The sequence below is a fragment of the Cryobacterium sp. Hh38 genome, assembly GCF_004403235.1.
GTDB lineage: Bacteria > Actinomycetota > Actinomycetes > Actinomycetales > Microbacteriaceae > Cryobacterium > Cryobacterium levicorallinum.
In genome coordinates this window covers 167,451-193,210 of record NZ_SOHD01000042.1, presented here as the reverse complement: position 1 = coordinate 193,210, position 25,760 = coordinate 167,451, and the positions used below count along the sequence as shown (strand labels likewise).

General features: G+C 67.0%; 28 protein-coding genes. 11 read left to right on the top strand and 17 right to left on the bottom strand.

The genetic code is table 11. From position 1 onward, the window contains the following. Positions 1-2: 2 nt before the first annotated feature. Together E3T41_RS15065 and E3T41_RS15060 are read left to right on the top strand one after the other, a co-directional pair. A complete protein-coding gene (locus E3T41_RS15065) occupies positions 3-974 on the top strand; it encodes a nitrilase-related carbon-nitrogen hydrolase (RefSeq protein ID WP_134479275.1) in 972 nt (323 codons plus the stop codon). Beyond that, positions 971-2,005 carry an agmatine/peptidylarginine deiminase gene (locus E3T41_RS15060; protein WP_134479274.1) on the top strand — a complete coding sequence of 345 codons (1,035 nt, stop codon included), beginning with the start codon at positions 971-973 and terminating at the stop codon, positions 2,003-2,005. Before E3T41_RS15065 ends, E3T41_RS15060 begins: the two co-directional genes overlap by 4 nt. Here E3T41_RS15060 and E3T41_RS15055 read toward each other — a convergent pair whose 3' ends face one another. The 10 genes from E3T41_RS15055 to E3T41_RS15015 all read right to left on the bottom strand — a co-directional run bounded on the left by E3T41_RS15055 (position 2,006) and on the right by E3T41_RS15015 (position 9,560). Beyond that, complete coding sequence (locus E3T41_RS15055) at positions 2,006-2,299, bottom strand: hypothetical protein (protein WP_092448941.1); 294 nt, start codon at positions 2,297-2,299, stop codon at positions 2,006-2,008. Continuing rightward, positions 2,299-2,604 carry a hypothetical protein gene (locus tag E3T41_RS15050; RefSeq protein ID WP_092448942.1) on the bottom strand — a complete coding sequence of 102 codons (306 nt, stop codon included), beginning with the start codon at positions 2,602-2,604 and terminating at the stop codon, positions 2,299-2,301. Before E3T41_RS15050 ends, E3T41_RS15055 begins: the two co-directional genes overlap by 1 nt. A gap of 42 nt (positions 2,605-2,646) precedes the next feature. Beyond that, positions 2,647-3,429, bottom strand: coding sequence for an SDR family NAD(P)-dependent oxidoreductase (locus E3T41_RS15045; RefSeq protein ID WP_092448943.1), 783 nt, complete (start codon positions 3,427-3,429; stop codon positions 2,647-2,649). Further along, complete coding sequence (locus tag E3T41_RS15040) at positions 3,429-4,613, bottom strand: thiolase family protein (RefSeq protein WP_104133329.1); 1,185 nt, start codon at positions 4,611-4,613, stop codon at positions 3,429-3,431. The genes E3T41_RS15045 and E3T41_RS15040 overlap by 1 nt, the downstream gene beginning before the upstream one ends. 41 nt (positions 4,614-4,654) lie before the next feature. Beyond that, positions 4,655-5,461 carry an RNA methyltransferase gene (locus E3T41_RS15035; protein ID WP_134479273.1) on the bottom strand — a complete coding sequence of 269 codons (807 nt, stop codon included), beginning with the start codon at positions 5,459-5,461 and terminating at the stop codon, positions 4,655-4,657. 143 nt (positions 5,462-5,604) lie between these two features. Then, positions 5,605-6,171 carry a DUF4397 domain-containing protein gene (locus E3T41_RS15030; RefSeq protein WP_255455295.1) on the bottom strand — a complete coding sequence of 189 codons (567 nt, stop codon included), beginning with the start codon at positions 6,169-6,171 and terminating at the stop codon, positions 5,605-5,607. Between the two features lie 12 nt (positions 6,172-6,183). Beyond that, positions 6,184-6,324: a hypothetical protein gene (locus E3T41_RS18015; RefSeq protein ID WP_166791586.1), complete on the bottom strand. Its 141-nt coding sequence runs from the start codon at positions 6,322-6,324 to the stop codon at positions 6,184-6,186. 109 nt (positions 6,325-6,433) lie between these two features. Then, on the bottom strand, positions 6,434-7,252 hold the full coding sequence (locus E3T41_RS15025) for an anti-sigma factor (RefSeq protein WP_134479271.1): 819 nt from the start codon (positions 7,250-7,252) through the stop codon (positions 6,434-6,436). Next, positions 7,239-7,823, bottom strand: a complete 585-nt coding sequence (locus tag E3T41_RS15020) for an RNA polymerase sigma factor (RefSeq protein ID WP_241991196.1) — start codon at positions 7,821-7,823, stop codon at positions 7,239-7,241. The genes E3T41_RS15025 and E3T41_RS15020 overlap by 14 nt, the downstream gene beginning before the upstream one ends. Positions 7,824-8,078: 255 nt before the next feature. Further along, complete coding sequence (locus tag E3T41_RS15015; RefSeq protein WP_092448949.1) at positions 8,079-9,560, bottom strand: NAD-dependent succinate-semialdehyde dehydrogenase; 1,482 nt, start codon at positions 9,558-9,560, stop codon at positions 8,079-8,081. 112 nt (positions 9,561-9,672) lie between these two features. Between E3T41_RS15015 and E3T41_RS15010 the strand changes: the two genes are divergently transcribed. The 7 genes from E3T41_RS15010 to hpaD all read left to right on the top strand — a co-directional run bounded on the left by E3T41_RS15010 (position 9,673) and on the right by hpaD (position 17,854). Beyond that, a complete protein-coding gene (locus tag E3T41_RS15010; protein WP_233195456.1) occupies positions 9,673-10,398 on the top strand; it encodes an IclR family transcriptional regulator in 726 nt (241 codons plus the stop codon). Between the two features lie 155 nt (positions 10,399-10,553). Then, complete coding sequence (locus tag E3T41_RS15005; RefSeq protein WP_134479269.1) at positions 10,554-11,900, top strand: MFS transporter; 1,347 nt, start codon at positions 10,554-10,556, stop codon at positions 11,898-11,900. 151 nt (positions 11,901-12,051) lie between these two features. Next, positions 12,052-13,512 carry a fumarylacetoacetate hydrolase family protein gene (locus E3T41_RS15000; protein ID WP_170851549.1) on the top strand — a complete coding sequence of 487 codons (1,461 nt, stop codon included), beginning with the start codon at positions 12,052-12,054 and terminating at the stop codon, positions 13,510-13,512. After that, entirely contained in the window at positions 13,494-14,183 is a 690-nt protein-coding gene (locus E3T41_RS14995) for a GntR family transcriptional regulator (protein WP_092448951.1), read from the top strand. The genes E3T41_RS15000 and E3T41_RS14995 overlap by 19 nt, the downstream gene beginning before the upstream one ends. Next, positions 14,180-15,130: a 4-hydroxy-tetrahydrodipicolinate synthase gene (dapA, locus tag E3T41_RS14990; protein ID WP_092448952.1), complete on the top strand. Its 951-nt coding sequence runs from the start codon at positions 14,180-14,182 to the stop codon at positions 15,128-15,130. Before E3T41_RS14995 ends, dapA begins: the two co-directional genes overlap by 4 nt. Then, positions 15,130-16,623 (top strand): 5-carboxymethyl-2-hydroxymuconate semialdehyde dehydrogenase, encoded by a 1,494-nt coding sequence (gene hpaE, locus E3T41_RS14985; protein WP_104133335.1) that lies wholly within the window; start codon positions 15,130-15,132, stop codon positions 16,621-16,623. Before dapA ends, hpaE begins: the two co-directional genes overlap by 1 nt. 169 nt (positions 16,624-16,792) lie before the next feature. Then, on the top strand, positions 16,793-17,854 hold the full coding sequence (gene hpaD / locus E3T41_RS14980; protein WP_104133336.1) for a 3,4-dihydroxyphenylacetate 2,3-dioxygenase: 1,062 nt from the start codon (positions 16,793-16,795) through the stop codon (positions 17,852-17,854). 318 nt (positions 17,855-18,172) lie between these two features. On the opposite strand, the gene E3T41_RS14975 is transcribed toward hpaD, so the two are convergent. Genes E3T41_RS14975 through E3T41_RS14960 form a run of 4 tightly spaced genes read right to left on the bottom strand, consistent with a single transcriptional unit; the run spans position 18,173 to position 22,021 of the window. Further along, the gene (locus tag E3T41_RS14975; RefSeq protein ID WP_092448955.1) at positions 18,173-18,904 is read right to left on the bottom strand and encodes an alpha/beta fold hydrolase; all 732 of its coding nucleotides are present in this window, start codon (positions 18,902-18,904) and stop codon (positions 18,173-18,175) included. Further along, positions 18,901-19,491, bottom strand: a complete 591-nt coding sequence (locus tag E3T41_RS14970; protein WP_092448956.1) for an isochorismatase family protein — start codon at positions 19,489-19,491, stop codon at positions 18,901-18,903. The genes E3T41_RS14975 and E3T41_RS14970 overlap by 4 nt, the downstream gene beginning before the upstream one ends. Before the next feature lie 34 nt (positions 19,492-19,525). Continuing rightward, a complete protein-coding gene (locus E3T41_RS14965) occupies positions 19,526-21,001 on the bottom strand; it encodes a D-alanyl-D-alanine carboxypeptidase/D-alanyl-D-alanine-endopeptidase (RefSeq protein ID WP_233195457.1) in 1,476 nt (491 codons plus the stop codon). A gap of 33 nt (positions 21,002-21,034) precedes the next feature. Beyond that, positions 21,035-22,021, bottom strand: a complete 987-nt coding sequence (locus tag E3T41_RS14960) for a Gfo/Idh/MocA family protein (protein WP_092448958.1) — start codon at positions 22,019-22,021, stop codon at positions 21,035-21,037. Positions 22,022-22,106: 85 nt separating this feature from the next. Here E3T41_RS14960 and E3T41_RS14955 point away from each other — a divergent pair, with 85 nt between their 5' ends. Then, on the top strand, positions 22,107-22,376 hold the full coding sequence (locus E3T41_RS14955) for a hypothetical protein (protein ID WP_092448959.1): 270 nt from the start codon (positions 22,107-22,109) through the stop codon (positions 22,374-22,376). On the opposite strand, the gene arsA is transcribed toward E3T41_RS14955, so the two are convergent. Together arsA and arsD are read right to left on the bottom strand one after the other, a co-directional pair. Beyond that, positions 22,373-24,127, bottom strand: a complete 1,755-nt coding sequence (gene arsA, locus E3T41_RS14950) for an arsenical pump-driving ATPase (RefSeq protein WP_104133340.1) — start codon at positions 24,125-24,127, stop codon at positions 22,373-22,375. The genes E3T41_RS14955 and arsA overlap by 4 nt on opposite strands. Positions 24,128-24,130: 3 nt before the next feature. Next, positions 24,131-24,520, bottom strand: a complete 390-nt coding sequence (arsD, locus tag E3T41_RS14945; protein ID WP_104133341.1) for an arsenite efflux transporter metallochaperone ArsD — start codon at positions 24,518-24,520, stop codon at positions 24,131-24,133. Between the two features lie 90 nt (positions 24,521-24,610). Between arsD and arsM the strand changes: the two genes are divergently transcribed. Beyond that, a complete protein-coding gene (gene arsM, locus E3T41_RS14940; protein ID WP_092448960.1) occupies positions 24,611-25,363 on the top strand; it encodes an arsenite methyltransferase in 753 nt (250 codons plus the stop codon). Positions 25,364-25,366: 3 nt separating this feature from the next. Here arsM and E3T41_RS14935 read toward each other — a convergent pair whose 3' ends face one another. After that, on the bottom strand, positions 25,367-25,729 hold the full coding sequence (locus E3T41_RS14935; RefSeq protein WP_104133400.1) for a MerR family transcriptional regulator: 363 nt from the start codon (positions 25,727-25,729) through the stop codon (positions 25,367-25,369). Between the last annotated feature and the right edge of the window lie 31 nt (positions 25,730-25,760).

The window sequence follows — 25,760 nt, the reverse complement described above, 5'->3', positions numbered from 1 at the left end:
GCATGAGACTGATCGAGGCCCCGATTAGCCCCGCCTCGCCCACCCGGGTGCGCGAGCCCGACCGGACTCCCCTGCGCGTCGGTCTCGTGCAGCATCGCTGGCACGCGGACGACGCGACGCTCGAGGCGGAGCTGGCCGAGGGCATCCGTTTGGCGGCTGAGGCTGGCGCCCGCATCGTGTTTCTGCCGGAACTGACCCTTAGCAAATACCCCGGCAATGTACGAGCCACCGGCATTCCCAAAGCGGATGCCGAGCAGCTCCTGGGCGGCCCCACCTTCGCTTTCGCGGCCGAACAGGCACGGCTGCACAGCGTCATCCTGCACGCTTCGCTGTTCGAGCAGCCGGCTGAAGCCGACGAACCGAACGACCCACGCGGTTACAACACGGCCATTCTGGTGTCGCCGGCCGGCGAGCTCCTCGGTCGCACGCGCAAAATGCACATCCCGGTCACGGCCGGGTATTACGAAGACACCTACTTTCGGCCGGGGCCGGCCGAGGACGCGTACCCGGTCTACGACGTGGCCGGTGCGCGCCTGGGGCTACCCACCTGCTGGGACGAGTGGTTTCCCGAGGTCTCCCGGCTGTACGGGCTTGGCGGCGCCGAAATTCTCGCCTACCCGACCGCGATCGGATCGGAACCGCTGTTTCCGAACTTCGACACCCAGCCGATCTGGCAGCAGGTCATCGTGGCCAACGGCATCACGAGCGGACTGTTCGTGGTCGTGCCGAACCGGCACGGCGACGAGGGCGACCTCACTTTTTACGGCTCGTCGTTCATCTCCGACCCGTTCGGACGGGTGCTCGTGCAGGCGCCTCGCGGCGAGTCGGTGGCGCTCGTGGCCGACCTGGACCTGACCCAGCGCGAGGAGTGGCTCGCCCTGTTTCCCTTCCTGATGACTCGACGCCCGGACAGTTATGCCGGGCTGGTCGCGCCGGTCGACCCGGCGCATCCGTTTGGATCGGCGATCGCATGACCTGGCGCATGCCGGCCGAAACTGCGCCGCAGGACCGTGTGTGGATGGCGTTTCCGGTGGGCGGCTACACCCTCGGCTACACTGCGACTGAAGCCCACGAAGCCCGCCGCACCTGGGCCGCCGTCGCCCACGCCGTGGCCGAATTCGAACCCGTGCGCATGGTCGTCGACCCCGCCGAGCGCGCCGTAGCCCGGCGCTATCTGTCGGCCGAGATCGAGGTGCTCGAGGCTCCGCTGAACGACAGCTGGATGCGCGACATCGGTCCGAGTTTCGTGCACGACGACACCGGCCGGCTCGGCGCCGTCGACTGGACCTTCAACGGCTGGGGCGGCCAGGACTGGGCCACCTGGGACCACGATTCGAAGATCAGCCGATTCGTAGCAAATGCCGCCGGTGCGGCAGTCGTGTCGTCCGCGCTCGTGAACGAGGGCGGCGGAATCCACGTCGACGGCGCAGGAACCGTGCTGGCGACGGAGAGCGTGCAACTCGATTCGGGTCGCAACCCCGGCGCCACGCGCGCCTCGGTCGAGGAGGAGCTTCGCCGCACGATCGGCGCGGAGCACGTCGTCTGGCTGCCACGCGGCCTCACCCGCGACCACGAGCGATTCGGCACCCGTGGGCACATCGATATGGTCGCCGCGCTGCCATCGCCGGGCACGATTTTGCTGCACGCCCAGAACGATCCGGGTCACCCCGACTACCCTCTCACCCGCGAATTTCGCGGTCTGCTGGCCGACGCGCACGACGCGGCCGGGCGATCGTTCACAATCATCGACCTGCCGGCGCCCGCTGTGCTGCGCGACGACGAGGGGTTCGTGGACTACAACTACGTCAATCATCTCGTCGTCAACGGCGGCGTCATCGCCTGCAGCTTCGGCGAGGAGCGGTCCGATTCCATGGCCCGCGACGTGCTCGCGGCCGCCTATCCCGGGCGCCGCTTGATGTCGGTCGACGCGCGGCCGTTGTTTGCGCGGGGCGGCGGCATCCACTGCATTACGCAGCAGCAGCCGTCTACGCCGCTGCCAGCCTGATCAGGCTTCGACCGGTCGGCGCCTGTTGCGCCACAGGGCGAAGATCAACGGCAGAACGACGACGATTCCGAACATGAGATAGGCCACAGTGCCCAGCTCGTTGTGCAGTAGCTGGACGCCGAAAACCAGTAGGCCGACGTGGAGAATTCTCCAGCCCAGCATGGGCAGCTTCTGGCGAACCGTGGGATTCACATAGTTTCCCGAGCCTCGATTCTGCCCCGATATTCTCGCAGCTCCTGCCAGACCGAGGGCGGTCGAGATGGCGACGAGAACGGTGCCCAGCAGAAGCTCCATCAGCGCTGTGACCCTCGGGCGACCCGCCCATTGTGCCAGGCGCGAATCACGATGAACGGTCCCAGCACGGCAATGGTGAGCAGCACGAAAGCCCAGGCACCGATCTCCGGCGTCATGAGGTTCGCGCCCCAGATCACCAGCGCGACGGCTCCGACATTCAACAAAACGGATGCCCGTGGCCGGCTCGGTGCGCTGGTGAACATGGGCAGCGGCGTCGTTGGGTTCGCCCAGGCCACGAGCAGTACTCCGTAGACGGCACAGGCGAACCCGGCCAGAACGAGGATCGTGCCGAATATCACTGCCATACGAGGGTTCCCCTAAAGAGTCGTTCCTTCGAACCTACAGCTCTACTTCGGCTGCATCCGAATCGCCCCGTCAAGTCGGATAGTTTCTCCGTTGAGCATGGGATTTTCGATGATATGGCGAACCAGGAATGCGAACTCCTGAGGGTCACCGAGCCGGGACGGATGCGGCACCTGGGCTCCGAGAGAATCCCGCACCGGCTGCGGCAGCCCCTGCAGCATGGGCGTGTCGAAGATGCCGGGCGCGATCGACATCACTCGAATCAGGCTCTGCGCGAATTCGCGGGCGAGCGGAAGCGTCATCGCGGCGACGCCGCCCTTGGACGCGGCATAGGCGGCCTGCCCGATTTGCCCGTCGAAGGCAGCGACCGAGGCGGTGTTGACGATGACGCCGCGTTCGGCGCCGCCCTGGCGGCCCGGGTCTCCGACGGGTTCGGTGAGCTGCATCGCGGCGGCAGCCAGCCGCACGACGTTGAAGGTTCCGATCAGGTTGATGCGAATCGCCCGCTCAAAATCTTCAAGCGGCAGCGGGCCGTCGCGGCCGACCGTGCGGGCGCCGGGCGCGATGCCGGCGCAATTGATCACGATGCGAAGCGGCGCTTGGGCCACCGCCGCGTCGACGGCGGCCTGCACGTCGCCGGCGCTCGTCACGTCGCCCGCCACGAAGCGGGCCCGGTCGCCGAGCTCGGCGGCAATTGCGTCGCCGGGAGCGCCGGGGAGATCCAGCAATACGACGGATGCGCCGGCTTCGTGCAGGGTGCGAACGCAGGCCAGGCCGAGGCCGGAGGCGCCTCCGGTAATGAGGGCGGAGCATCCGTCAATCTGCATCAGAGCCTCTCAATCAAGGTGGCGTTGGCCATGCCGCCGCCCTCGCACATGGCCTGCAGGCCCCAGCGACCGCCGGTCATTTCGAGGTGATTGAGCAGCGTGCCGAGCAGGCGCGTGCCCGAGGAACCGAGCGCGTGGCCGAGGGCGATGGCGCCGCCGCGCGGGTTGAGGCAATCGGGGTCGGCGTGAAGTTCGCGCAGCCAGGCCAGCGGCACGCTCGCGAAGGCCTCGTTGATCTCGTAGGCGTCGATATCGTCGATGCCGAGGCCGGCCCGCGAGAGGATGCGCTGGGTCGCCGGAATCACGCCGGTCAGCATGAGCATAGGGTCGCTTCCCATCACGGTGAAGCTGTGAAACCGGGCGCGGGGGTTCAGACCGAGCTGCGCGGCCCTCTTGGCGCTCATGATCAGGGTCGCCGAGGCGCCATCGGTGAGCGGTGAGGAGTTACCGGCCGTGACGTGCCAGCCGAGCTTCGGAAAGCGTTCCGCGAGCGTGTCGGTACGAAAGGCGGGGCGCAGTCCGGCGAGTGAAGCATGCGAGGTGCCCGGGCGGATGGTCTCGTCCTCGCTGATCACGCTGCCGTCCGGCCGGGTGACGGCCACGATTTCGCCGCCGAAATCACCCCGGTCAGCCGCCGCTGCGGCGAGCCGGTGCGAGCGGGCCGCGTAGTTGTCGAGGGCGTCGCGGCCCAGGTTCCACTTCTGATTGATGAGCTCGGCCGACACCCCCTGGTTGACCAGGCCGTCGGGGTAACGCTCGTGCATGAGCGTGCCGAACGGGTCCTGCCCGCCGGCCGTAGACCCGAGGGGTACCCGACTCATCGACTCGACGCCGCAGGCGATGACCACGTCGGCGTTGCCGCTCATCACGGCCTGGGCGGCGAAAGTGGCGGCCTGCTGGCTCGAGCCGCACTGCCGATCGATCGTCGTACCGGGCACGGTGTGCGGAAAGCCGGCACTCAACAGGGCGGTGCGGGTCACGTTATTGCCTTGCTCGCCGGCCTGGCTGACACAGCCGCCGATCACGTCATCGATCAGTGCCGGGTCGAGGTTGTTGCGGCTGACCAACTCACGCAGCACCGTGGCCAGGAGGTCGGCCGGATGGATGCCGTCCAGGGCTCCACCGGGTTTGCCCCGGCCCGACGGGGTGCGCAGAACGTCGATGATGACAGCTTCATTGCTCATGCCCCCAGCCTAGGCCCGACGGGCTCGGGTGGCAGAAGGGGTTACCCGGACAGCGCCCACATCGCGACGGCACTCGCGGCGGCGACGTTGAGGGAGTCGATGCCGTGCTTCATCGGAATCTGCACGACGGTGTCCGATGCGGCGAGCGCCTTGGGGGTGAGTCCCTCGCCCTCGGCGCCGAGCAACAGGGCCAGACGTTCGTGTGCGGTACCGTCAAAATCGCGCAGGCTGACTGCATCCGGCGTCAGCGCGAGGGCCGCCACATGAAAGCCGTGCCGGGTGAGTAGGGCGCGGGTCTCGGTCCAGTCGCCGGCCCGGGTCCACGGCACCTGCAGCACCGTGCCCATCGAGACCCGGATGGCGCGACGGTAGAACGGGTCGGAACAGCGCGGCGTGACCAGAATGGCATCCGCTCCGATGGCGCCGGCCGAGCGAAAGATGGCGCCGACGTTGGTCGGGTCGGCCACGTTTTCGAGGATGACGATGCGACGCGCATCGGCCAGCAGGCTGTCGACGCTCGGCAGTTCGGGTCGGTGCATCGAGGCGATCAAGCCGCGGTGCAGAATGTAGCCGGTGAGGTCGGCGAGCATTTCGCCGGGGCCGACAAAGACGGGCACCTCGGCCGCGTAATCGCCGAGCACCACGAGCGCCTCATCGGCTGTGTTGCCGAGCGCGAGCACGGATCGTGGAATGTGCCCGGCGCGCAGGGCCCGCTCCAAAACCAGGGCTGATTCGGCGATGTACAACCCGTGTTCGGTGCCGCGGGCCTTCTTGAGGGCCACGTCGGTGAGGTGGGCATAGTCGACCAGTCGCGGGTCGCTCAGGTCGTTGATCGCGATCAAGGGCATCCGCAAAGTCTAGCCAGCGGCGCGGTGCACCCGGCTCGAGCGGCATAACTCCTGCAATTTCACGGACCCGGCCGCGCGGGCCCCGGAAATCCGGGGCCCGCGCCGGGTCGACGCTCAGATTGCAGGAGTTATGCCGGACGAAGCTACTTCGTGGACACCGTCTGCACAGCCAGGGCGAGCGTGCCGTCAGCGAGGCTGCCCCAGGCGTAGACGATGGTGTTGGTGCGCGGGGCGATCGTGACTTCCGCCGGGCCGAGCAGCGGCGCGGTCGTTCCGGCGGCGGCCACGACGGCGCTGATCGTGCCGACCGGCAGATCGAGCACGGCCTGCGACGGATTGGTCAGGCCGGCGACGGCAACGGCGCCGTTGGCGAGAACGTCAACGGCCGGAGCGGCCACAACGTGGCGCACGGTGAGGCGGCCCTGTCCGGCGGCCAGCGGCTTGGTGTCATCGTTGTACAGGGTGGCGGCGGGAAGGCCGGCATCCGTGAGGTGGGCAACCGCCGTGAAACTGCGATTGGCCGTGACCGTGACTGTCGTCGAGCCGCTCACGGCGATCGACGGAAGTAGCGAGCCGTTGGCGCTGCCGCCGACTTCGAGGGAATCTGCCGCGGAGATTCCGACGGTGTGGGTGCCGGCCGTGAGCTTCAGCGGGCCGAGCAGGGTTCCAGGCATGAAATCGGCGACGACGACGCGACCGTCGACCGAGATGTCGAGGGTCAGTCAGGGAATGGCGTGCAGCACCGACACGGATGCCATACCCGGTGAAGCGGATGCCGCGGGCACGGCCGCCTGCGCCGGCGCGAGCCCGGCGAGTGCGACGAGAAGGGCGGCGGAAATTCCGACGGCGATGGACTTGCGCATTGCTACCTCCAGGTTGGTCGTTACGGAAGGCGGCTGTGCCTCCCTGGGAACAACTTCTCCGGTCGGGCGCGTTTCGGATGCACCACGGCGACTTATTTAGAGAAACGGCTCAGAGCGGGTGTAATTCGCCGCGCACGATTGAGTCGCCGGAGTGTGCCGGGTCGCCGTCGGCGGGTTCGGCGGACACGTCCACCAGTGGGTATTGGGCGAGGTCAACGCTCGCGGGGATAGTGAAACGACCGAAGGAACCGTCGAGGAATCCGATGCTGACCAGGCCGGACGCATCCGCTTTGAGCAGCCAGACCTCGCGCAGGCCGGTGCCCGGCGGATTCGGCGCGTCGAGGTCGACGACGACCGAGCGGCGGCCGTCGGCGGTTTGCTCGACCCGGACGGACCCGCTCGCGGCCCATCCCGGCAGGGCGTCGAGGGCGCCTTCGGCCACGACTTGCTCGGGTGGCGGGCCGGCGGTGCTCGCCACGCCGATGGCGATGCCGCCGATCATGCCGGCGGCTGCCGCGAACGGGACCCAGCGGCGGAGGGACAGCAGACGCACGGGTGCTGGTTCGACCGACGACTCGGCCGTCGGTTCGGCCGCCGCCGGGTCGGCGACCGGCGAAGCAGGTGCCTGGGGCGGGGCCGCAGCATCCGTCGCGTCAGAGGTTTTCGTGAAGGGGGGTGGTGTGTGCACCGCGTTGCTCAGCCCGAGTTCGGCCTGGATGCCTGCCCAGACGCCCGCAGGCGGGGTGAGCCGCGAATCGAACCCGACGGAACGACCGAGTTGCACGACCTGCCACAGGGCGAGGTATTCCCCAGGGCACTCGGCGCAGGCGGCGAGGTGGGCCCGTTCCGCCGCGCTCGCGTCGACCTCGGCCAGCGCGAGCAGGTGCAGGTCGTCCGCGGCGATGTGGGTGCCATCAAGAGGAGTCATCGGACACCTCCAACCGGGTGCGGAGGCGGGTCAGGCTGCGCCGCATGTGGCTCTTGACCTTGCCGAGCCCCAGCCCCAGCCCCAGCCCCAGCCCCAGCCCCAGCCCCAGGCTATCGGCGATCTGCACCTGGGTGAGATCATCGAAGAAGGCGAGGCGCACCACCTGCCGGGGCACGGGTTCGAGCCGGTCGATTTCGTCGCCGACCAGCACCCGGTTGACGACACTCAAACTGTCATCGACGCGGTGTGCCGGGATGGTCGCGGCGAGTGAGTCTTCGAGCCGCCGCTGGCGACTGCGTGCCTCGTGGGTGTCGGCAATCACGTGCCTCGTAATGCCGATCAGCCACGCCAGCAGCCGGGAACGGGCCGGGTCGAACCCACCGCGCCCCCGCCAGGCGGCAATGAAAACCTTCTGGGTGACGTCTTCGGCGTCGGACGCATTGGCGAGCGAGCGCACGGCGATCGTAAATACCAACGGTGACCAGCGGTCATACGCCGCGGCCAGGGCGCGCTCATCACCGTCCTGAAAGGCGCGGTCGAGGGACGCGTCATCGTCGGTAGGTGCGCTCACGTGAGGGTGGGTCCTTCGGGCCGAAACACATACCGGGCAGGGGCACGGTGATCGCACTGTGAGAGTGACAACCTCCGCGCGCACCAGCATAGTGAGTTTCCTTCGACTCGGTTGCAGTTCCCCCTGCCAGCAGAAGGGGCCACAGCAGCAAACCCGACGTCGCGTGCTGCGGCCCTCCCCTGGGCGGGAAACCACTTACTTATCTATTTCTCTCCTCGAGGGCGAAACGGATGCGCCCTGCGGCAATTTGCCGCTTTAGGGCGTCGGCGTGAGTGTGTACTTCGTCGACAGATACTCGTGAATGCCCTCGAGCCCGCCCTCGCGACCGAGGCCGGACTGCTTGACGCCGCCGAACGGTGCGGCCGCGTTGGAGACAACGCCGGTATTCAGGCCCATCATGCCGGTCTGCAGCTTGTCGATCATGCGCTGGCCACGGGCCAGATCGGTCGTGAACACGTAGCTGATCAGGCCGAACTCGGTGTCGTTGGCGAGGCGCACGGCATCCGCTTCGTCGGTGAAGGTACTGATCGCGAGCACCGGGCCGAAGATTTCGTCGCGCAGAATGTCGCTGCCGGCCTTGACGTCGGTGAGCACGGTGGGTGCGTAGAAGGTGCCCTCGCGCTCGATTGCGGCGCCGCCGGTGAGCAGGGTCGCGCCGCGGGTGAGCGCATCTTGTACGAGCGAGTCAGCCTTGGCGACGGCTTTGCCGTCGATCAGCGGGCCGATGGTGATGCCAGCCTCTGTGCCGCGGCCGATCTGGAACGCTTCGACCCGCTCGGTGACCCGGCGGGCGAATTCTGCGGCGATGGACTCGTGCACAATGAAGCGGTTGGCGGCGGTGCAGGCCTGCCCGATGTTGCGGAACTTGGCGATGAGCGCGCCGTCGACAGCCTTGTCGAGGTCGGCGTCGGCGAACACGACGAACGGGGCGTTACCACCAAGTTCCATCGAGGTGCGCAGCACGTTCTCGGCGGAGAGCTTGATGAGCGACTTGCCGACCGCGGTCGACCCGGTGAAGCTGAGTTTGCGGAGGCGTCGGTCGGCGATGATCGGCTCGGAGACCGCGCCGGACTGCGACGTCGTGATGACGTTGACGACGCCGGCGGGCAGGCCGGCCTCTTCGAGCAGGGCCACGAAGTGCAGGGTGGTCAGCGGGGTGAGCGCGGCCGGCTTGACGACGACGGTGCAGCCCGCGGCGAGCGCCGGGGCGATCTTGCGGGTCGCCATGGCGAGCGGAAAGTTCCACGGGGTGATCAGAAAGCAGGGTCCGACCGGCTGCTGGGTGACGATCATGCGACCGGTGCCCTCGGGGTTGGCACCGTAGCGGCCGCTGATGCGCACGGCTTCTTCGCTGAACCAACGCAGGAACTCGCCGCCGTAGGCGACTTCGCCGAGCGCCTCGGGCAGCGGCTTGCCCATTTCGATGGTCATCAACAGGGCAAACTCCTGCTTGCGTTCCTGCAGCAGATCGAATGCGCGGCGCAGAATTTCGCCCCGCACGCGAGCCGGGGTCGCCGCCCAGTCGGCCTGGGCAGCGTCGGCCGCATCGAGGGCAGCGGTACCGTCGGCCACGCTCGCATCGGCGATGGTCTTGATGACGCGGCCGGTGGCCGGGTCTGTGACATCGAGGGTGCGGCCGCCGGTGGCGGCAACCCACTTGCCGTTGATGTAGAGCTGGTTCGGCACGCGAGCGAGCAGCTCGGCTTCGTTCGTGTTCGTGTCTGTAACAACCGTCATTGGTTCTCCCCTACTTTGCCTGCCCGTCGATCTGACGGTATTAGCCTAGCTGCGCCCGCCGACAGGGCGGCTGGCTAACCGAGAGGACCTGGCCGAGTGCGAGAATACCAGCGTGTCGATTCCAGAATTCGCGGACCCCAAGGCTGCACCCGCCCACTCGCAAACCCTGTCGCGCGGCATCCGCATGCTGGAGATTCTCGCCGACACCGACAAACCCATGACGATCGTCGAACTCGCCGCCGCCCTCGACGTGCACCGCTCGATCGCCTATCGCATTCTGCGCACCCTGGAAGATCACGGTCTCGTTGTTCGCGACCCGGCGGGACTGGTACGGCTCGGCGCGCGACTGGCTGCCCTGGCGCGCGGGGTGTCCCGCGATCTGCAGGCCACTGCCCGGCCTGTGCTCACCCGCATCGCCAACGAGCTCGGCATGACCGCCTTCGTCGCGGTACTCGACCAGGGCGAGATCTTCACGCTCGTGAGTATCGAGCCGCGGCAGGCCCACGCGACGGTCGCACAGCAGCCTGGCACGCGGCATCCGCTGCACATGGGTGCACCGGGAATCGCGATCCAGTCAGGCCTGAGCGCGGCGCAATGGGCCGCGCTTGGCCACCCGGAAACCCGCCGCAGCGAGGCCGGGGAGGTCGTTGCTCTCGGCTACGCCTCGAGCCACAACGAGGTCATTCCGGGCCTGTCGTCGATTGCCGTTCCGTTGCTCGTGCCCGGGGAATCACCCGCCTCCCTCGCCGTCGTGTACATCTCGAGCCTGCACTCCCCCACCGACATCGGTGCTGTGCTCACCGCGGCCGCCCGCACGATCGTCGCAGAGCTCAGCTAGTCACCCCGCGACCGGAAAAACAACAATACTGACCAAAAGGTAGGTAATCGTAAAAAATCCTGCCATACTGCCGCAGTGCCGGTTTTCTCCGCACGATCCACAGACTTTGCAGCACCACCCGCCCAGCACCGCAGTGAGATACGAGGGAGTATTCCATGACTATTACGACCGAGCGCACGCCAACGGCCAGCGCCAAACGCAGTGAGGAACGGCGGGTTCTCGCCGGCACCATGGTGGGTACCACCATCGAGTGGTACGACTTCTTCATCTACGCCCAGGCCGCCGGACTCGTGCTTGCCGGCCTGTTCTTCGCCCCGCTCGCCGGCGAGAACGCTCCGCTGGCCCAGCTGATCGCCTGGGCCTCGCTCGGCATCAGCTTTCTGTTTCGCCCGCTCGGCGCTATCGTCGCCGGACACCTCGGGGACCGCCTGGGCCGCAAGGCGATGCTGGTCTTCACGCTCGTCATGATGGGCGCCGCCACAGCGCTCATAGGTCTGCTGCCCACCTTTGACCAGATCGGCGTCTGGGCACCGATCCTGTTGATCGTGCTGCGCATCCTTCAGGGCTTCTCTGCCGGCGGCGAATGGGGCGGTGCGGCACTGATGAGCGTCGAGCACGCACCGATCAAAAAGCGCGGCTTCTTCGGTGCCTACCCGCAGATCGGCGTTCCGGTCGGCCTCATTCTCGCCACCGGAGTCATGATCGCCGTGACCACCTCAATGAGCCCGGAGGACTTCCTCGCCTGGGGCTGGCGAATCCCGTTCCTCGTCTCCGTGCTGCTCATCGTCGTCGGCTGGGTCATCCGCCGCGCGGTCGCCGAGAGCCCCGTCTTCAAGGAGATGCAGACGCGCAAGAAGGAATCTGCGGCACCGCTCAAGCTACTGTTCAAGAACCACTCGCGCCAGGTCATCCTCACCGCACTCATCTTCATCGCCAACAACGCGGCCGGCTACATGCTTATCGCGTTCTTCAACTCCTACGCCACCAAGCCCGCTGAAGCTGGCGGACTCGGCATGGAGCGCACCCCGGTGCTCATCGCGAGCACCGTCGCCGCGTTCTTCTGGCTGGCATCGACGATGATGGGGGGCATCCTCTCCGACAAAATCGGTCGCGTGCGCACATTCCAGCTCGGCTACGCCTTCCTGTTCCTCTGGGCCATTCCGATGTTCCTGCTGATCGACACCGGCGACATCGTCTGGTTCTCGACGGCTCTCATCGTGCTGGCGGCCGGGCTCGGCTTCTCCTACGGCCCGCAGGCCGCGCTCTACGCCGAGATGTTCCCGGCCCAGGTGCGCTACTCGGGCGTGTCCATCGGCTACGCCCTCGGCGCTATTCTCGGTGGCGCCTTCGCCCCGCTCATCGCCCAGCTGCTGCTCGATGAGACCGGATCCACCACCTCAATCGGCATCTACCTCATGGGCCTCGCCGCGATTTCCTTCGTCGCGGTCACCCTCGTGAAGGAGACCCGCGGAATTCCGCTGGGCATCAGCACCCACGAGTAGGCAGTTCAGTTTCAGACCGTGCCGCCCGAGTTTCGACCCGGGCGGCACGGTTTTTCTCTGCCCATCTCAGGCAAAACGAACCCTCGACATCCGCTCTCGAATCGTATATGGTTTCATATATAACCACCTGCAACGACGCGATTGGACGCTTATGACTCCCGAATCCCTGCCCGAACTGGGCCGGCCCGGCAAAGTGATCGCCGTGCACATCAATTACCCGTCCCGGGCCGCCCAGCGCGGGCGCACCCCCGAGCAGCCGTCCTACTTTCTCAAGCCCTCGACCAGCGTCGCGGCCAGCGGCGACACCATCGTTCGTCCAAGCGGATGCGAACTGCTCGCCTTCGAAGGCGAAATCGCGCTGGTCATCGGTCGCCGGCTGCGCGGCGTCAGTGTCGAGGAGGGTTGGGCCGGCGTCGCCGGGGTCACTGCCGCGAACGACTTCGGCGTCTACGACCTCCGTTACGCCGACAAGGGCTCCAACCTCAAGTCCAAGGGCGGAGACGGCTTCACCCCGCTCGGCCCGCGAGTCCTTGCCGCCGAGACCGTCGACCCGGCCAACCTGCGCATCCGCACCTGGGTCAACTCCGAGCTCGTGCAGAGCGATACCAGCGCTGACCTGCTCTTTAACTTCGGTCGCCTCGTCGCCGACCTCTCCCAGCTGATGACGCTCGAGCGCGGCGATGTCATTCTCACCGGAACACCGGCCGGCGCCTCCGTCGTCGGGCCGGGCGACACTGTCGAGGTCGAGGTTGACGCCCCGACCATGCCCGGCGCGCCGACCACAGGCCGCCTGATCACCCGGGTCGCCGAGGGCACCCAGAAGTTCGGCACGTTCGGCTCCGGCCCGAAGGTGGACGACTTGCAACGGGCCGAAGCCTGGGGCTCGGCCGAAGAGGCCGGCCTCGAACCGGCGTTCGTGCTCACCGATGAACTGAAGGCCCGCATCAACAGCGTCGGCACCGCCACCCTGAGCGCCCAGCTGCGCAAACGCGGCCTGAACAACGTGTCGATCGATGGCCTGCACTCGACCCGCCCGAACGCCCGGCTGGTTGGCCGGGCTCGCACCCTGCGCTTCATTCCCAATCGCGAAGACCTGTTCGATGCTGCCGGCGGCGGCCACAACGCCCAGAAGCGCGCCTTCGACAGCCTCGGCGTCGACGACGTGCTCGTGATCGAAGCCCGCGGAGAAACCGGCACCGGCACCGTCGGCGATATCCTCGCACTGCGCGCCCAGGTGCGCGGCGCCGCCGGCATCGTCACCGACGGCGGAGTGCGCGACCTCGCCGCGGTCAGCGCCCTCGATATGCCCACCTATCACCACGGCGGCCACCCGGCGGTGCTCGGCCGGCGCCACGTTCCGTGGGACTTAGGCCTCACGATCGCCTGTGGCGGGGCATCCGTCCAGCCCGGCGACGTGATCGTCGGCGACGCCGACGGGCTGCTCGTCATTCCGCCGCACCTCATCGATCAGCTCGTCACCGACAGCATCGAGCAGGAACGCGAAGAAACCTTCATCGCCGAGATGGTCGGCGAAGGCTTCAGCGTCGACGGCCTCTACCCGATGAACCCCGCCTGGAAGGAGAGGTACCGCGCATGGCTCGCCAGTCGATAGTGGATGCCGCCCCGCCGACCATCGGCAAGGCCCAGTTCGCCTACGACTGGCTGAAAACCCGCATCAACGATGGCACCTTCGGCCCCGGTTTTCGACTGGTCCTCGACCAGATCGCCCGGGATACATCGATGAGTCCCGTTCCCGTGCGGGAAGCCATCCGCCGCCTCGAAGCCGAGGGTCTGGTGACCTTCGCCCGCAACGTCGGGGCGCAGGTGGCGATGCTCGACCCCACCGAGTACCAGCACACCATGCAGACCCTCGGCCTGGTCGAGGGCGCGGCCACCGCGCTTTCGGCGCCGACGCTGAGCCCGGCAGCGATAGCGCGCGCCCGGCAGATCAACGCGCAGATGCGCGACACGCTGCGCCACTTCGACCCGACCAGATTCACGTCGCTCAACCGTGACTTTCACTCCGAGCTGTACAGCACCTGCCCCAACCCGCACATTCTCGACCTCGTTCACCGCGGCTGGAACCGGTTGTCGGTGCTGCGCGAATCCACCTTCGGCTTCGTGCCGGGGCGCGCGGCCGAATCGGTCGCGGAGCACGACCATATTCTCGACCTGATTGAGCAGCACGCCTCGGCTGCAGAAATCGAACACGCGGCCCGCGACCACCGGCTGGCCACCCTGAACGCGTTTCTTTCATCTCGCAATAAGGAAGGCATTTCATGAAGTTCCGCAGCAACCCGAGCCAGATTCGCGGATCCATCGCCGCATTGATGACCCCGTTTACCGAAGGCGGCGCCGTCGACCATGCGGGCCTGACCAACCTGGTCAACTGGCAGATCGCCTCCGGCTCGCACGGCATCTCGATCGGCGGCTCGACCGGCGAGCCCAGCTCGCAGACCATCGCCGAACGCGCCGCCGCCATTCGCACCGTTGCGACCGCCATCAACGAGCGCGTGCATTTCATGGCCGGAACCGGTTCCACCAAGCTCGACGAGACCCTCGAGCTAACCGCGGCCGGCCGCGACGCCGGCATCGACGCCGCGCTCATCATCACGCCGTACTACGCCCGCCCCACCCAGGAGGCGCTCTACGTCTGGTACAAAACCGTCTGTGAAGAGTTCCCGGATCTGCCGATCGTGGCCTACAACGTGCCGAGCCGGACCGCCGTCGACATCGCGCCCGACACCGTGTACCGCCTCTACCGTGATTTCGATAACTTCGTCGGCGTGAAGGAAACCACGAAGGACTTCGAGCATTTCTCCCGCGTGCTGCACCTCTGCGGCCCGGACCTGCTGGTCTGGAGCGGCCTCGAACTGCTCTGCCTGCCGCTCATGGCCCTCGGCGGCGCCGGCTTCGTCAGCGCCACGAGCAATATCGCGCCTGCCGCCGTCGCGCAGATGTTTGAGGCCTGGGAACAAGGCGATTTCGCCACCGCCCGCAAGATTCACTATGGCCTGCACCCGCTCGTCGACCTGCTATTCGTGGAGACCAACCCGGCGCCGGGCAAGTGGGTCATGGCCCAGCGCGGCCTGATCGAGAGCGGCTTTGTGCGTCCGCCGCTGATCGAACCGACCCCCGGAGGCCTCACCAAGATGCGCATTTTGATGGATGCCGGCTCCGAGTACCTGACATCGACCGCCGGCTTCACCCTGACCGGGGCCTCCAAATAATGACTCATTACGTGCCCGCGGACCTGCCCACCAGCATCCGTCATTTCATCGGTGGAGAATTTGTCGACAGTGTCGGTGGGGAGACCTTCGATGTGCTCGATCCGGTGTCGAACCAGACCTACGCCACCGCAGCCGCCGGCCAGCAGGCCGACATCGACCTGGCCGTCGCCGCCGCGAAAGAAGCATTCGATCACGGACCCTGGCCGCGCCTGCTGCCCCGCGCCCGGGCCCGGGTGCTGCACCGCATCGCCGATGCCGTCGAGGCCCAGGACGCCCGGCTCGCCGAGCTCGAAACCTTCGACACCGGACTGCCGATCACGCAGGCGCTCGGCCAGGCGCAACGCGCGGCCGAGAATTTTCGCTTCTTCGCCGACCTGATCGTGGCGCAGGCGGACGACACCTACAAGGTGCCCGGCAAGCAAATCAACTACGTCAATCGCAAGCCGGTCGGGGTGGCCGGGCTGATCACCCCATGGAACACCCCGTTCATGCTCGAGAGCTGGAAGCTCGCTCCCGCGCTGGCCTCGGGCTGCACCGTCGTGTTGAAGCCGGCCGAATTCACGCCGTTGTCGGCGAGCCTGTGGGCGGAGATCTTCGCCGCCGCGGGGGTGCCCGACGGCGTGTTCAACCTGGTCAACGGTATCGGTGAGGAGGCCGGCGATGCGCTGGTCAAGCATCCGGATGTGCCGCTCATCTCGTTCACCGGCGAGACCACGACCGGCCAGACGATCTACCGCAACTGTGCCGCGAACCTCAAGGGCATGTCGATGGAGCTCGGCGGCAAGTCACCCGCCGTGGTCTTCGCCGACGCCGACCTCGACGCCGCGATCGATTCGACCCTGTTCGGTGTGTTCTCGCTCAACGGCGAGCGCTGCACGGCATCGAGCCGCATCCTGGTCGAACGCTCGATCTACGACGACTTCTGCGCCCGTTACGCCGCCCGCGCCGCGAGCATCGTGGTCGGCGATCCGCACGACCCGGCGACCGAGGTCGGCGCCCTCGTGCACCCCGAGCACTACGCGAAGGTCATGAGCTACGTCGAAATCGGCAAGTCCGAGGGGCGTCTGCTTGCCGGCGGCGGCCGCCCATCCGGCCTGCCGGAGGGTAACTACGTCTCTCCCACCGTCTTCGCCGACGTCGCCCCGACCGCCCGCATCTTTCAGGAGGAGATCTTCGGCCCGGTCGTGGCCATCACCCCCTTCGAAACGGATGCCGACGCGCTCGCGTTGGCCAACGGGGTCAAGTACGGGCTGGCCGCCTACATCTGGACCACCGACCTGACCCGCGCCCACAACTTCGCCCAGTCCGTCGATGCCGGCATGGTCTGGCTGAACTCGCACAACGTGCGAGACCTGCGCACCCCGTTCGGTGGCGTCAAGGCGTCCGGCCTCGGCCACGAGGGCGGCTACCGGTCGATCGACTTCTACACCGACTCCCAGGCCGTGCACATCACCCTCGCCCCCGTGCACACCCCCCGCTTCGGAGCCCACTAGCTCGCCCCTTTGGGGACGGGGCCTGGGCCCAGTCCCCGGGCCCCGTCCCCGGGCCCCGTTTAGAAACTGAGCCCAGGTTCATAAGGTGGGCCCAGCCGCACCGCCCACCGACTCTTGCGGCCTCGAGAACCAGCCGTACGCATCCGCTTGACTCAATGAGGAGAACCCCATGACAATCCCCACCGCCACCCCGCCCGACATCCTGCGCTGCGCCTACATGGACATCGTCGTGACCGACCTGGCGAAGTCGCGCGAGTTCTACGTCGACATTCTCGGCCTCGTCGTCACCGAAGAGAGCGACACCGAGATCTACCTGCGCAGCTTCGAAGAATTCATTCACCACAACCTCGTGCTGCGTCAGGGGCCGATTGCTGCCGTCGCCGCGATGGCTTTTCGGGTGCGCAGCCCCGAAGACGTCGACCTCGCCGAGGCCTACTATAAGGAGCTCGGCTGCCGCACCGAACGTCGCACCGAGGGCTTCGTGAAGGGCATCGGCGACAGCGTGCGCGTCGAAGATCCGCTGGGTTTTCCGTACGAGTTCTTCTACGCCACCACCCACGTTGAACGCCTCGCCTGGCGCTACGACCTGCAGGGCCCGGGCGCGCTCGTGCGGCTCGACCACTTCAACCAGGTCACCCCCGATGTCGGCCGTGGTCGCAAATACCTCGAGGACCTGGGCTTTCGCGTTACCGAAGACATTCAGGACTCCGACGGCGTCACCTACGCGGCCTGGATGCGGCGCAAAGACACCGTGCACGACACCGCCCTCACCGGCGGCAATGGCCCGCGCATGCACCACATCGCGTTCTCGACCCACGAGAAGCACAACATCATCTACATCTGCGACAAGCTCGGCGCCCTACGCAAGAGCGATCTGATCGAGCGGGGACCTGGCCGCCACGGCGTCTCGAACGCGTTCTACCTCTACCTGCGCGACCCCGACGGGCACCGCATCGAGATCTACACACAGGACTATTACACCGGCGACCCCGACAACCCCGTCGTCACCTGGGACGTGCATGACAACCAGCGCCGCGACTGGTGGGGCAACCCCGTCGTACCCAGCTGGTACACCGACGCCTCACTCGTGCTCGACCTCGACGGCAACCCGCAGCCGGTGATCGAGCGCACCGAGCCTCGCGAAATGGCCGTGACCGTCGGCGCCGACGGCTTCTCCTACACCCGCAAGGACGATGCCCTGGCTGGCTTCAAGCTCGGCACGACCCTCTGATTCCGACCGGGCCCGGGCCCGGAAAGCGGGCCCATGATTGATCATGGGCCCGCTTCCTTAAGGTGGGCCCGCTCCGCCCAGATGGCCCGAGGTCCGCACGGTGGCGGATTCAGGATGGAGGTCGTGGCCGGGACGATACCGCCGCGTGTTTTCGCGGGGTGGGCGCACGCATCCGTTCTCGTTACCTGAATTCGCCACCGACCGGTGAGGAAACCGACACCGGAATGGGCCCCGCCGAAGCGAGAACCCGTGCCCGAAGACCCCACACCGCCGAACGGGGCATTGGCCTCGTCGGCAACGGTCTACGCAGGTCGCGGCTCAGACCAGAAACTCCAGCGCGGCCTGCTTGAACGCACGCGCACTCAGCGCGTTCAGGTGGGTGCAACCGGGCAGCTCGAGGTACTGCGCGCCGCGTTCGGCAGCGAGAGCCGCCACCCCGGCCGGAATCGAGTCGGCACCACCGGCTACAAACAGCTGCGGGATGCCCGCGGGCACGTCGAGCGTGCAGCCCGCGACCCCCTGCACGCACGCCAACAGCGCCTGGCGGTCGGCACCGGCGGCGATGGAGGGGCCGAGCACCCCGGCAATAGTCGGATCCGCGGGAAGCGCGCCCGAAACGACGAACCGGTTGACCTCGTCAAGGTCCCAGGTCTCGAACAGCTCGACCGGACCGGCCCCGCCGAGCACGAGCCGCCGTACCCGTTCGGGCGCCAGCCGAGCCAGGGCTGCCACGACCCGCGACCCCATGGAGTAGCCGATCACGTCGACCCGTTCCAGTTCGAGGGTGTCCAGCACGGCCACGAGGTCGGCGGCCAGCTGGCGCGGGGCGTAGTCGGCCGCCCGATGCGGCTTGTCACTCTGGCCGTGGCCACGCAGGTCGGGCGTGATCGCGCCGCGCCCAACCTCGGCGAATGCCCGCACCCAGCCGGATCCGCCCCAGGTCACCGCGGCGGTCGACGCAAAACCATGCACGAACAGCACCGGTCGCTCCCCCGGCGTGGCCTCGAAGGCGATGCGTATCCCGTCGAGACGCCGAGCGAACCGGGTCATTCGACGGCGTCGCTCGCGGCGAACACCGCGCCGGCGTGCGCCATCTCGGCGAGGGCGGTCTCGGTCGATTGCGCGGCGACTCCGGCGACCAGATCGGTCAGTACCCGCACATGCTGGCCGTGCTCGAGCGCGTCGAGGGTGGAAGCGCGCACGCAGTAATCGGTGGCGAGACCCACCACGTCGATCTCGGTCACCCCGTGCTCGGTCAGCAGCGACCCCACGGTCTGTCCGGCCTCGGTGGTGCCCTCGAAGATGGAGTACGCGGGCTTGCCCTGGCCCTTACGAATGTGAAAGGTCACGGCATCCGTTGTGAGAGCCTGGTGATATTCGGCGCCCGCGGTGCCGGCCACGCAGTGCACCGGCCAGGTCGTGACGTAGTCGGGTGCCGTGTCGCGGGCAAAATGGCCACCGTTGTCATTGCCGATATCGTGCCAGTCGCGCGACGCGAAGACGTATTTATAGGCAAGCGGATGCTGCGCGAGCAGCGCGCTCACGCCGGCTGCGACGGTCGCCCCGCCGTCAACGCCCAGGGCACCGCCCTCGGTGAAATCATTCTGAACGTCGATGATGAACAGGGCGCGGGTCACTGTGGCTCCTTTTGGACAGTCAGTTGTTACATGGTCAGTTGTTCGACAGATTATCGCCACAGTGGAAGAAACCGGTGGTCAGTGTGTCGATGGCGATTTTCGCGTTCGAGCTGACGTTGCCGATCGCGTAGATGGCGAAGGTGAGCGGGGTACCGTCGGCGGCGTGGATGATGCCGGAGAGCGTGTAGCCGGTATCGATCCAGCCGGTTTTGGCAAAGATGGCGCCGTCGGCGGCGGAATTCGCACCGGCGAAACGGTCAGCGTAGGAGAGCGATCCGCGCGGCCCACCGGCGATCGGCAGGCCATCGAACAGCATGCCGAGGTTGCCCTCGCGGGCGTTGACCTTGACGAACAGGGCGGTCAGGTAGGCCGGCGACACGGCGTTGTGTGGGCTGAGGCCCGATCCGTCCTTGATGATCATGCCAGTGGTGTCGATGCCGTAGGCGGCGAGTCCGCCGACGATGCCCTGCTGCAGGGCTGAAAAGGAGTTGCCGGCACCGTTTTCGATCGCCACGAGGCGGGCGAGCATCTCGGCCAGGGTGTTGTCGCTCACGATCAGGGACTGCTGAATCAGGGTCGACACCGGCGCGGACTGCACGGCGCCCAGTTGGGCTGCACCGGCCGGGGCGGTGGCCTGGCTGATTTCGAGGCCACCGCCGAGAGCGTCAGCGAAGGCCTGGCCGGCGCGAGCGATCGGGTCTTCGCTGCGGGCGGACGTGCTGCGGGTGGGGTCGTTCCGGTCGCCGTCGACCATCAGCGCCGTAATTTCGGGCATGTAGCCGAGGCCGAGTTCGGTTCGGGCCCAGCCTTCGTCCCAGTCCGGGCCGGAGAAATAGGAGGAATCGAGCACGAGTGAAGTGATCGGCGGGTTGGCCGGGTCGGCAGCCCAGGAAACCATGGTCTGGGTGGCAAGGTCATCGAGGTGCGCGGCGCCGGTGTAGAACGGTTCCTGGCCGGTCGGCAGCCGCGACAGGGTGAGGTCTCCCCCGCCAACGAGCACGACCTGGCCGGGTTCGGAGCCCCGGACGACGCGGGTCGTGGCGCGGTAGTCGCTGCCGAGAACGTTGAGCGCCGCGGCCGAGGTGAGCACCTTCATGACGCTGGCCGTGCGCGAGGAGGTCGTGCCGCCCCGATCGAACAGCACCTCGCCGGTGTTGGCGTTGACCACCTGCGCCTGAAAATCGGCGAGTCTCGTGTCGGCGGCGAGCCCGGCGACCGAGCAGGTGCGCAGTCGGCTGGCTGCAGTCGCCTCGGCGGGCACCGGCCGCGCCGGGTCGACGGTCGGCGTGGGACTCGGCGTCGCCGTGGGTGTTCCTACAACGGATGCCACCACCGGCTCATTCGCGCCGGTCTGCGTTCCCGCGAACACGGCGCCACTGCCGAGCAGCACGAAGACGAGGGTGCCGGCGGCGATCAGCCAGGCGCGGCGGCGATCAGCGCTGACAGCAGCGATCCCGCCACGCGGGGCGTCAACCGCGGGGGACGCGGGTGTCTGCACTGGTTCTTCCACCTCCGTATGGTAACCGACCCGCCTCCAGGCCAGCTATTCGCCCGGGTAGCGCAGCCCGATCTGGGCCCGAACCGCGTCAAGGGTCGTCATCACGGCGACCGATTCTTCGGCCGGCATGATGTCGCTCGAGATTTTGCCGGCCCGAATCAGCTCCTCAACCTCGACCGCTTCGAACTGCATACCGCGGCCGGTGAACTCGGCCCGGGCGAAGGCCTCGAGCACGGTGCCCCCGTTGTCGAGCACTCGAAAACTGGTCGGCGCGTACCAAACGCCATCGATGTCGATGCGCCCGTGCGTGCCGATGATCGACGCCGTGGTCGGGCCGAGGGTGTCGCTGGACGAAAATGTCGTGGCAATCTGGCCACCGGGGTAGCGAAAAATCGTCGCGACCTGGGCATCCGCTCCCGTCGCCTTAAATGAGGCGCTCGCCAAAATCGTGTCGGGCGACCCGAATACGGCGTGCGCGAAGTTCACCGGATACACCCCGAGGTCGAGCAGCGCGCCACCGCCGAGCTCGAGCGAGTTCAGGCGGTGCGCCGGGTCGTCGGGCAGGTCCTGGGTATGGTCGGCGATCAGGCTGCGCACCTCGCCGAGCGTGCCGGCGGCGAGGATCTCGCGGATGCGCACCAGGTGCGGCAGGAATCGGGTCCACAGGGCCTCCATCACGAGCAGATTCTTGCTCGCGGCGAGGTTGACGATCTGCCGGGCCTCGCCGGCGTTGATCGCGATCGGCTTCTCGATCAACACGTGCTTGCCGGCGTTCAACGCGAGGGCTGCGTGCTCGGCGTGAAACGGATGCGGCGTCGACACGTAGATGACGTCGACTTCGGGGTCATCGACGAGTTCGGCATAGCTGGCATGCGCGGTGGGGATGCCGAATTCGGCAGCAAACGCATCTGCCGAGGCCTGACTGCGCGACCCGACGGCCTGCACCTTGTGGCCGTTCTGCACCAGATCGCTCGTGAACGCGTGGGCGATGCCACCGGTGGCCAAGATTCCCCAGCGAATCGATTCCGTCATGCTTGCAGTTTATCCAGGGCCACCGACACGCGCCGACACGCGCCGACACGCGCCGACACGGCAACATATAGGTCAAACTAGATCAATGATCACCCTGCAGCAGGATGCCGATGGTTTCATCCGCATGAACCGGCACTTTCCCGACAACTCGCTCATCAGCATCAGCTTTACCGAGGGGGCTGCGGAGGAATTCACCGGCGCACAGCTCAACGTCATCTTCGACGATGCCCTGGCCGAGTTTCGCGGGCAGAACCGTCTCGAGGGGGCGAAGGGCTTCTCGCGCGCGCCCGCGAAAACCGTGCATCCGACCAAGAACATCACCTTCGTGAAGGTGCACCCCGGAATGGCCAGCTAAGAGACGGTCGCCAACGCGGTGAGCGCCGCAAGCCGATCGACCCCGATCGGTTCGTCGGCCAGCAGCGGCACGATCGCGACCCGGTCGGCGCGGGCGACCACGATATCGATCTGAGTGGCCTCGCTGGCGGCGCGCGCCTGCAAAAAGGGCGTCTCGGGGTGCGCTGCCGCGATGGAATTGTTGACCACCCAGCCCCAGGGCTGAATTCCGGCGCGCTGCAGATCCTGCTGCAGGCCCTCCGCTTCGAGCACCGGCGTGGTCTCGGCGAGCGTCACCAGCAAAACCTTGGTCAGGGCCGGATCCTGCAGCCGCATCAATGGCGTCACGAACGCCATTCCGTCCCCCATCTGGCGCGCGATTTCGCGATGGTACGACCCGGTGGCATCCAGCAGCAACAGGGTGTGGCCGGTCGGCGCGGTGTCGACGACGACGAATTCGTGCCGTGATTCGTGCACGGCCTGGGAGAACTGCCGAAACACCGCGACCTCGTCAGTGCACGGGGAGAGCAGGTCTTCGGCCAGGGCTGCCCGGCCATCGGCGTCGAGATTCTTGCCCTTGGTCGCCATCACGTGCTCGCGATAATCGCGAATCGCCTCGTCGGGGTCGATGCGGGAGACGCGCAGCCCTGGCAGGCTCCCGTGCAGGGTCTCGACCAGATGAGCTGCCGGGTCGGTCGTGGTCAGGTGAACGGCGTGACCGCGCTCGGCCAGAGCCACGGCCAGAGCCACAGCGATTGTGGTCTTGCCCACGCCGCCCTTGCCCATGCAGAGGATCAGACCGTGCCCGGTCTGCTCCAGCTCGTCGACGAATTGGCCGAGTGGGGCGTCCGGAACGTCGACCACAGCGTGCAATTGCCCGGGGCCGTCGCGGTCGGTGCGAAACAGGGTGCGCAGCGCGTCGATGCCCATCATGTTGCCGGCCTTGAGCTCCAGAATGTCCCTCGGCAGTGCAGCGATGGCCGCCGGAATACCCGTCAGCGCCGCCGATTCGCGATTGCGCACCGCTACGGCGATCGGCTCGGTTCCCGCGCTGGCTGGCAGCACTCCATTAATGACAACGTAGCTGCCGCGAATTCCGATCTGCGCCAACTCAGCGTGCGTGCGCTCGATCTCCGTCAAAGCGGATGCCTGCGCTCGCGCCACGAGCACCAGCCGCGTTCGCTCGGGGTCGGCCAGCGCGGCGACGGCCGCTGCGTACACCGCTTTGTGCTTGTCGAGCCCGGACAGCGGTCCGAGGCAGGACGGATCGCCCTTGCCGGCGTCGAGAAACTCGGTCCAGGAACCGGGAAGCTGCAGAAGCCTAATGGTGTGCCCGGTCGGCGCGGTGTCGAACACGATGTGGTCGTACGTCGTGAGCAGACCGTCATCGGTGAGCAGGTTCGTGAACTCGTCGAACGAGGCGACCTCGGTCGTGCACGATCCGGACAGGCCCTCGGCGATACTCGCGAGCTCGCGCTCCGGCAGGAGCCCCCGAACCGGGGCGATAATGCGTTCGCGATAGGCATCCGCTGCCTGCTCCGGGTCGATTTCGAGTGCGCTCAGGCCGGCAATGGCGCCAATCGGAGTGACCGTATTGCCGATCGTGAGCCCGAACACCTGCCCGATATTGGAGGCCGGATCGGTGCTCACCAGCAGCACCCGGCGACCCCGTTCGGCCAGTTCGATGGCCGAAGCGCAGGCAACGGATGTCTTCCCCACGCCGCCCTTACCGGTGAAAAAGAGAAACCGAGGCGGGTCTGCCAGGAACTTCATGTGTTAGCAGCAGCCGGTGGCGCCGCCGCAGCATCCGCTTGCCGATTTCTCGGTCAGGCCGAGCTGGGGCCGGTCGGTCGGCGCTACGGCAGCGAGGCCGGCGAAGGCGAGTAGCTGGGATTTCGATGGGTAGGCGCCGGTCGCCACGGTGACGCCGTCGACGACGGTGAGCGGCAGGCCGGTAGAGCCGACGACGTGCATGAAGGCGCGCACGGTCTCATCCGTGGTGAAGGCGAGAGGATCGGTGGCCAGGTTATGGCGCTGAATGTCGGCGCCAAGTTCCTGCAGGCTGCGCACGGTGGCGGTCACCTCGACCAGGGACTGATCGACGTCGACACCACAGACTCCGGTGTCGCAGCACAAGGCCGGTTCGTAGATTCGGATGGCAGTCATGTCGATCTCCCTAGTAACGTCTGCAGCTATATCGATAAGTATCAATGTAGCAGTAGGCTGGTGCCGCGACCTACAGGAAAGGATCAACTTATGGACAAGACATCTGAGATCACGGAGCGCGTGCGAGAGCGCTACGCCGCCGCCGCCCTCCAACTGACCGACGTCTCGAGCACGTCGTGCTGTGCCCCCACCGATCTGATAAACGGCGACGTGTTCGGATCCACCCTGTATACCGCCGAAGAAGGTTCGGAGATTCCCGAGGAAGCCTTTCTGGCCAGTCTCGGCTGCGGCAATCCAACCGCGGTCGCCGACCTCCGCCCGGGAGAAATCGTGCTCGACCTCGGATCCGGTGGCGGCATCGACGTGCTGCTCTCCGCGCGCCGCGTCGGGCCGACCGGGTTCGCCTACGGACTCGACATGACCGATGAAATGCTCGAACTCGCCCGCGCCAACGCCGCCAAAGCCGAGGCCACCAATGTGGAGTTCATCAAGGGCCAGATCGAGGCCATCCCCCTGGCCGATGACACCATCGACGTCATCATCTCCAACTGCGTCATCAATCTCTCGGCCGACAAGAACGCGGTCATCGCCGAGATGTTCCGAGTGCTCAAGCCCGGCGGGCGCCTCGGAATCTCCGACGTCGTCGCCGAAAACCAGCTGAGCGCAGAGGACCGCATCCGCCGAGGCAGCTACACCGGCTGCATCGCCGGAGCCCTGTCGCACCAGGAGTACCTCGATGCCCTGCACCAGGCCGGTTTCGCCGACCCGAGCGTTCTCTACACCCACGAGGTCGCCCCCGAAATGCACGGGGCCATCGTGAAGGCGGTCAAACCCGCCCGGTAGCCTCTACTGGACCCGCAGCAGCTCCAGAAACTCGTCAGCCATTCCCAGCTGATCCTGCAGTTTTTGCCGACGCTCGACCGCCTGGGCGATGAAGGTCTCGAGCTCGGCGCGTACCTCCGGAACGTCAGATCCGGTCAGCCCACCCTGCAGCGTGTCGATGACCTTCAGCAGGGCCATCATCTCGTCGAGCGTGAAGCCGAGCGGTTTCATGCGGCGAATGAGCATCAGCCGGGTGAAGTCATCGGGCGAGTAGAGCCGAAAACCACCATCGGTGCGAGCGGATGCCTTCAGCAGGCCGACCTCGTCATAGTGGCGGATCGTGCGCAGCGACAGCCCGGTCTTCTCGGCGAGTTCGCCGATGTGCATCGTGACCGCGGATCCAATCGCGCCTGACGTC

Bases quoted from the DNA above. Each gene is read 5' to 3' on its own strand.
- E3T41_RS15065 (WP_134479275.1), top strand. From the start codon at position 3: ATGAGACTGATCGAGGCCCCGATTAGCCCCGCCTCGCCCACCCGGGTG.
- E3T41_RS15060 (WP_134479274.1), top strand. From the start codon at position 971: ATGACCTGGCGCATGCCGGCCGAAACTGCGCCGCAGGACCGTGTGTGG.
- E3T41_RS15055 (WP_092448941.1), bottom strand. From the start codon at position 2,299: ATGGAGCTTCTGCTGGGCACCGTTCTCGTCGCCATCTCGACCGCCCTC.
- E3T41_RS15050 (WP_092448942.1), bottom strand. From the start codon at position 2,604: ATGGCAGTGATATTCGGCACGATCCTCGTTCTGGCCGGGTTCGCCTGT.
- E3T41_RS15045 (WP_092448943.1), bottom strand. From the start codon at position 3,429: ATGCAGATTGACGGATGCTCCGCCCTCATTACCGGAGGCGCCTCCGGC.
- E3T41_RS15040 (WP_104133329.1), bottom strand. From the start codon at position 4,613: ATGAGCAATGAAGCTGTCATCATCGACGTTCTGCGCACCCCGTCGGGC.
- E3T41_RS15035 (WP_134479273.1), bottom strand. From the start codon at position 5,461: ATGCCCTTGATCGCGATCAACGACCTGAGCGACCCGCGACTGGTCGAC.
- E3T41_RS18015 (WP_166791586.1), bottom strand. From the start codon at position 6,324: ATGCGCAAGTCCATCGCCGTCGGAATTTCCGCCGCCCTTCTCGTCGCA.
- E3T41_RS15025 (WP_134479271.1), bottom strand. From the start codon at position 7,252: ATGACTCCTCTTGATGGCACCCACATCGCCGCGGACGACCTGCACCTG.
- E3T41_RS15015 (WP_092448949.1), bottom strand. From the start codon at position 9,560: ATGACGGTTGTTACAGACACGAACACGAACGAAGCCGAGCTGCTCGCT.
- E3T41_RS15005 (WP_134479269.1), top strand. From the start codon at position 10,554: ATGACTATTACGACCGAGCGCACGCCAACGGCCAGCGCCAAACGCAGT.
- E3T41_RS15000 (WP_170851549.1), top strand. From the start codon at position 12,052: ATGACTCCCGAATCCCTGCCCGAACTGGGCCGGCCCGGCAAAGTGATC.
- E3T41_RS14995 (WP_092448951.1), top strand. From the start codon at position 13,494: ATGGCTCGCCAGTCGATAGTGGATGCCGCCCCGCCGACCATCGGCAAG.
- dapA (WP_092448952.1), top strand. From the start codon at position 14,180: ATGAAGTTCCGCAGCAACCCGAGCCAGATTCGCGGATCCATCGCCGCA.
- hpaE (WP_104133335.1), top strand. From the start codon at position 15,130: ATGACTCATTACGTGCCCGCGGACCTGCCCACCAGCATCCGTCATTTC.
- hpaD (WP_104133336.1), top strand. From the start codon at position 16,793: ATGACAATCCCCACCGCCACCCCGCCCGACATCCTGCGCTGCGCCTAC.
- E3T41_RS14975 (WP_092448955.1), bottom strand. From the start codon at position 18,904: ATGACCCGGTTCGCTCGGCGTCTCGACGGGATACGCATCGCCTTCGAG.
- E3T41_RS14960 (WP_092448958.1), bottom strand. From the start codon at position 22,021: ATGACGGAATCGATTCGCTGGGGAATCTTGGCCACCGGTGGCATCGCC.
- E3T41_RS14955 (WP_092448959.1), top strand. From the start codon at position 22,107: ATGATCACCCTGCAGCAGGATGCCGATGGTTTCATCCGCATGAACCGG.
- arsA (WP_104133340.1), bottom strand. From the start codon at position 24,127: ATGAAGTTCCTGGCAGACCCGCCTCGGTTTCTCTTTTTCACCGGTAAG.
- arsD (WP_104133341.1), bottom strand. From the start codon at position 24,520: ATGACTGCCATCCGAATCTACGAACCGGCCTTGTGCTGCGACACCGGA.
- arsM (WP_092448960.1), top strand. From the start codon at position 24,611: ATGGACAAGACATCTGAGATCACGGAGCGCGTGCGAGAGCGCTACGCC.
- E3T41_RS14935 (WP_104133400.1), bottom strand. From the start codon at position 25,729: ATGCACATCGGCGAACTCGCCGAGAAGACCGGGCTGTCGCTGCGCACG.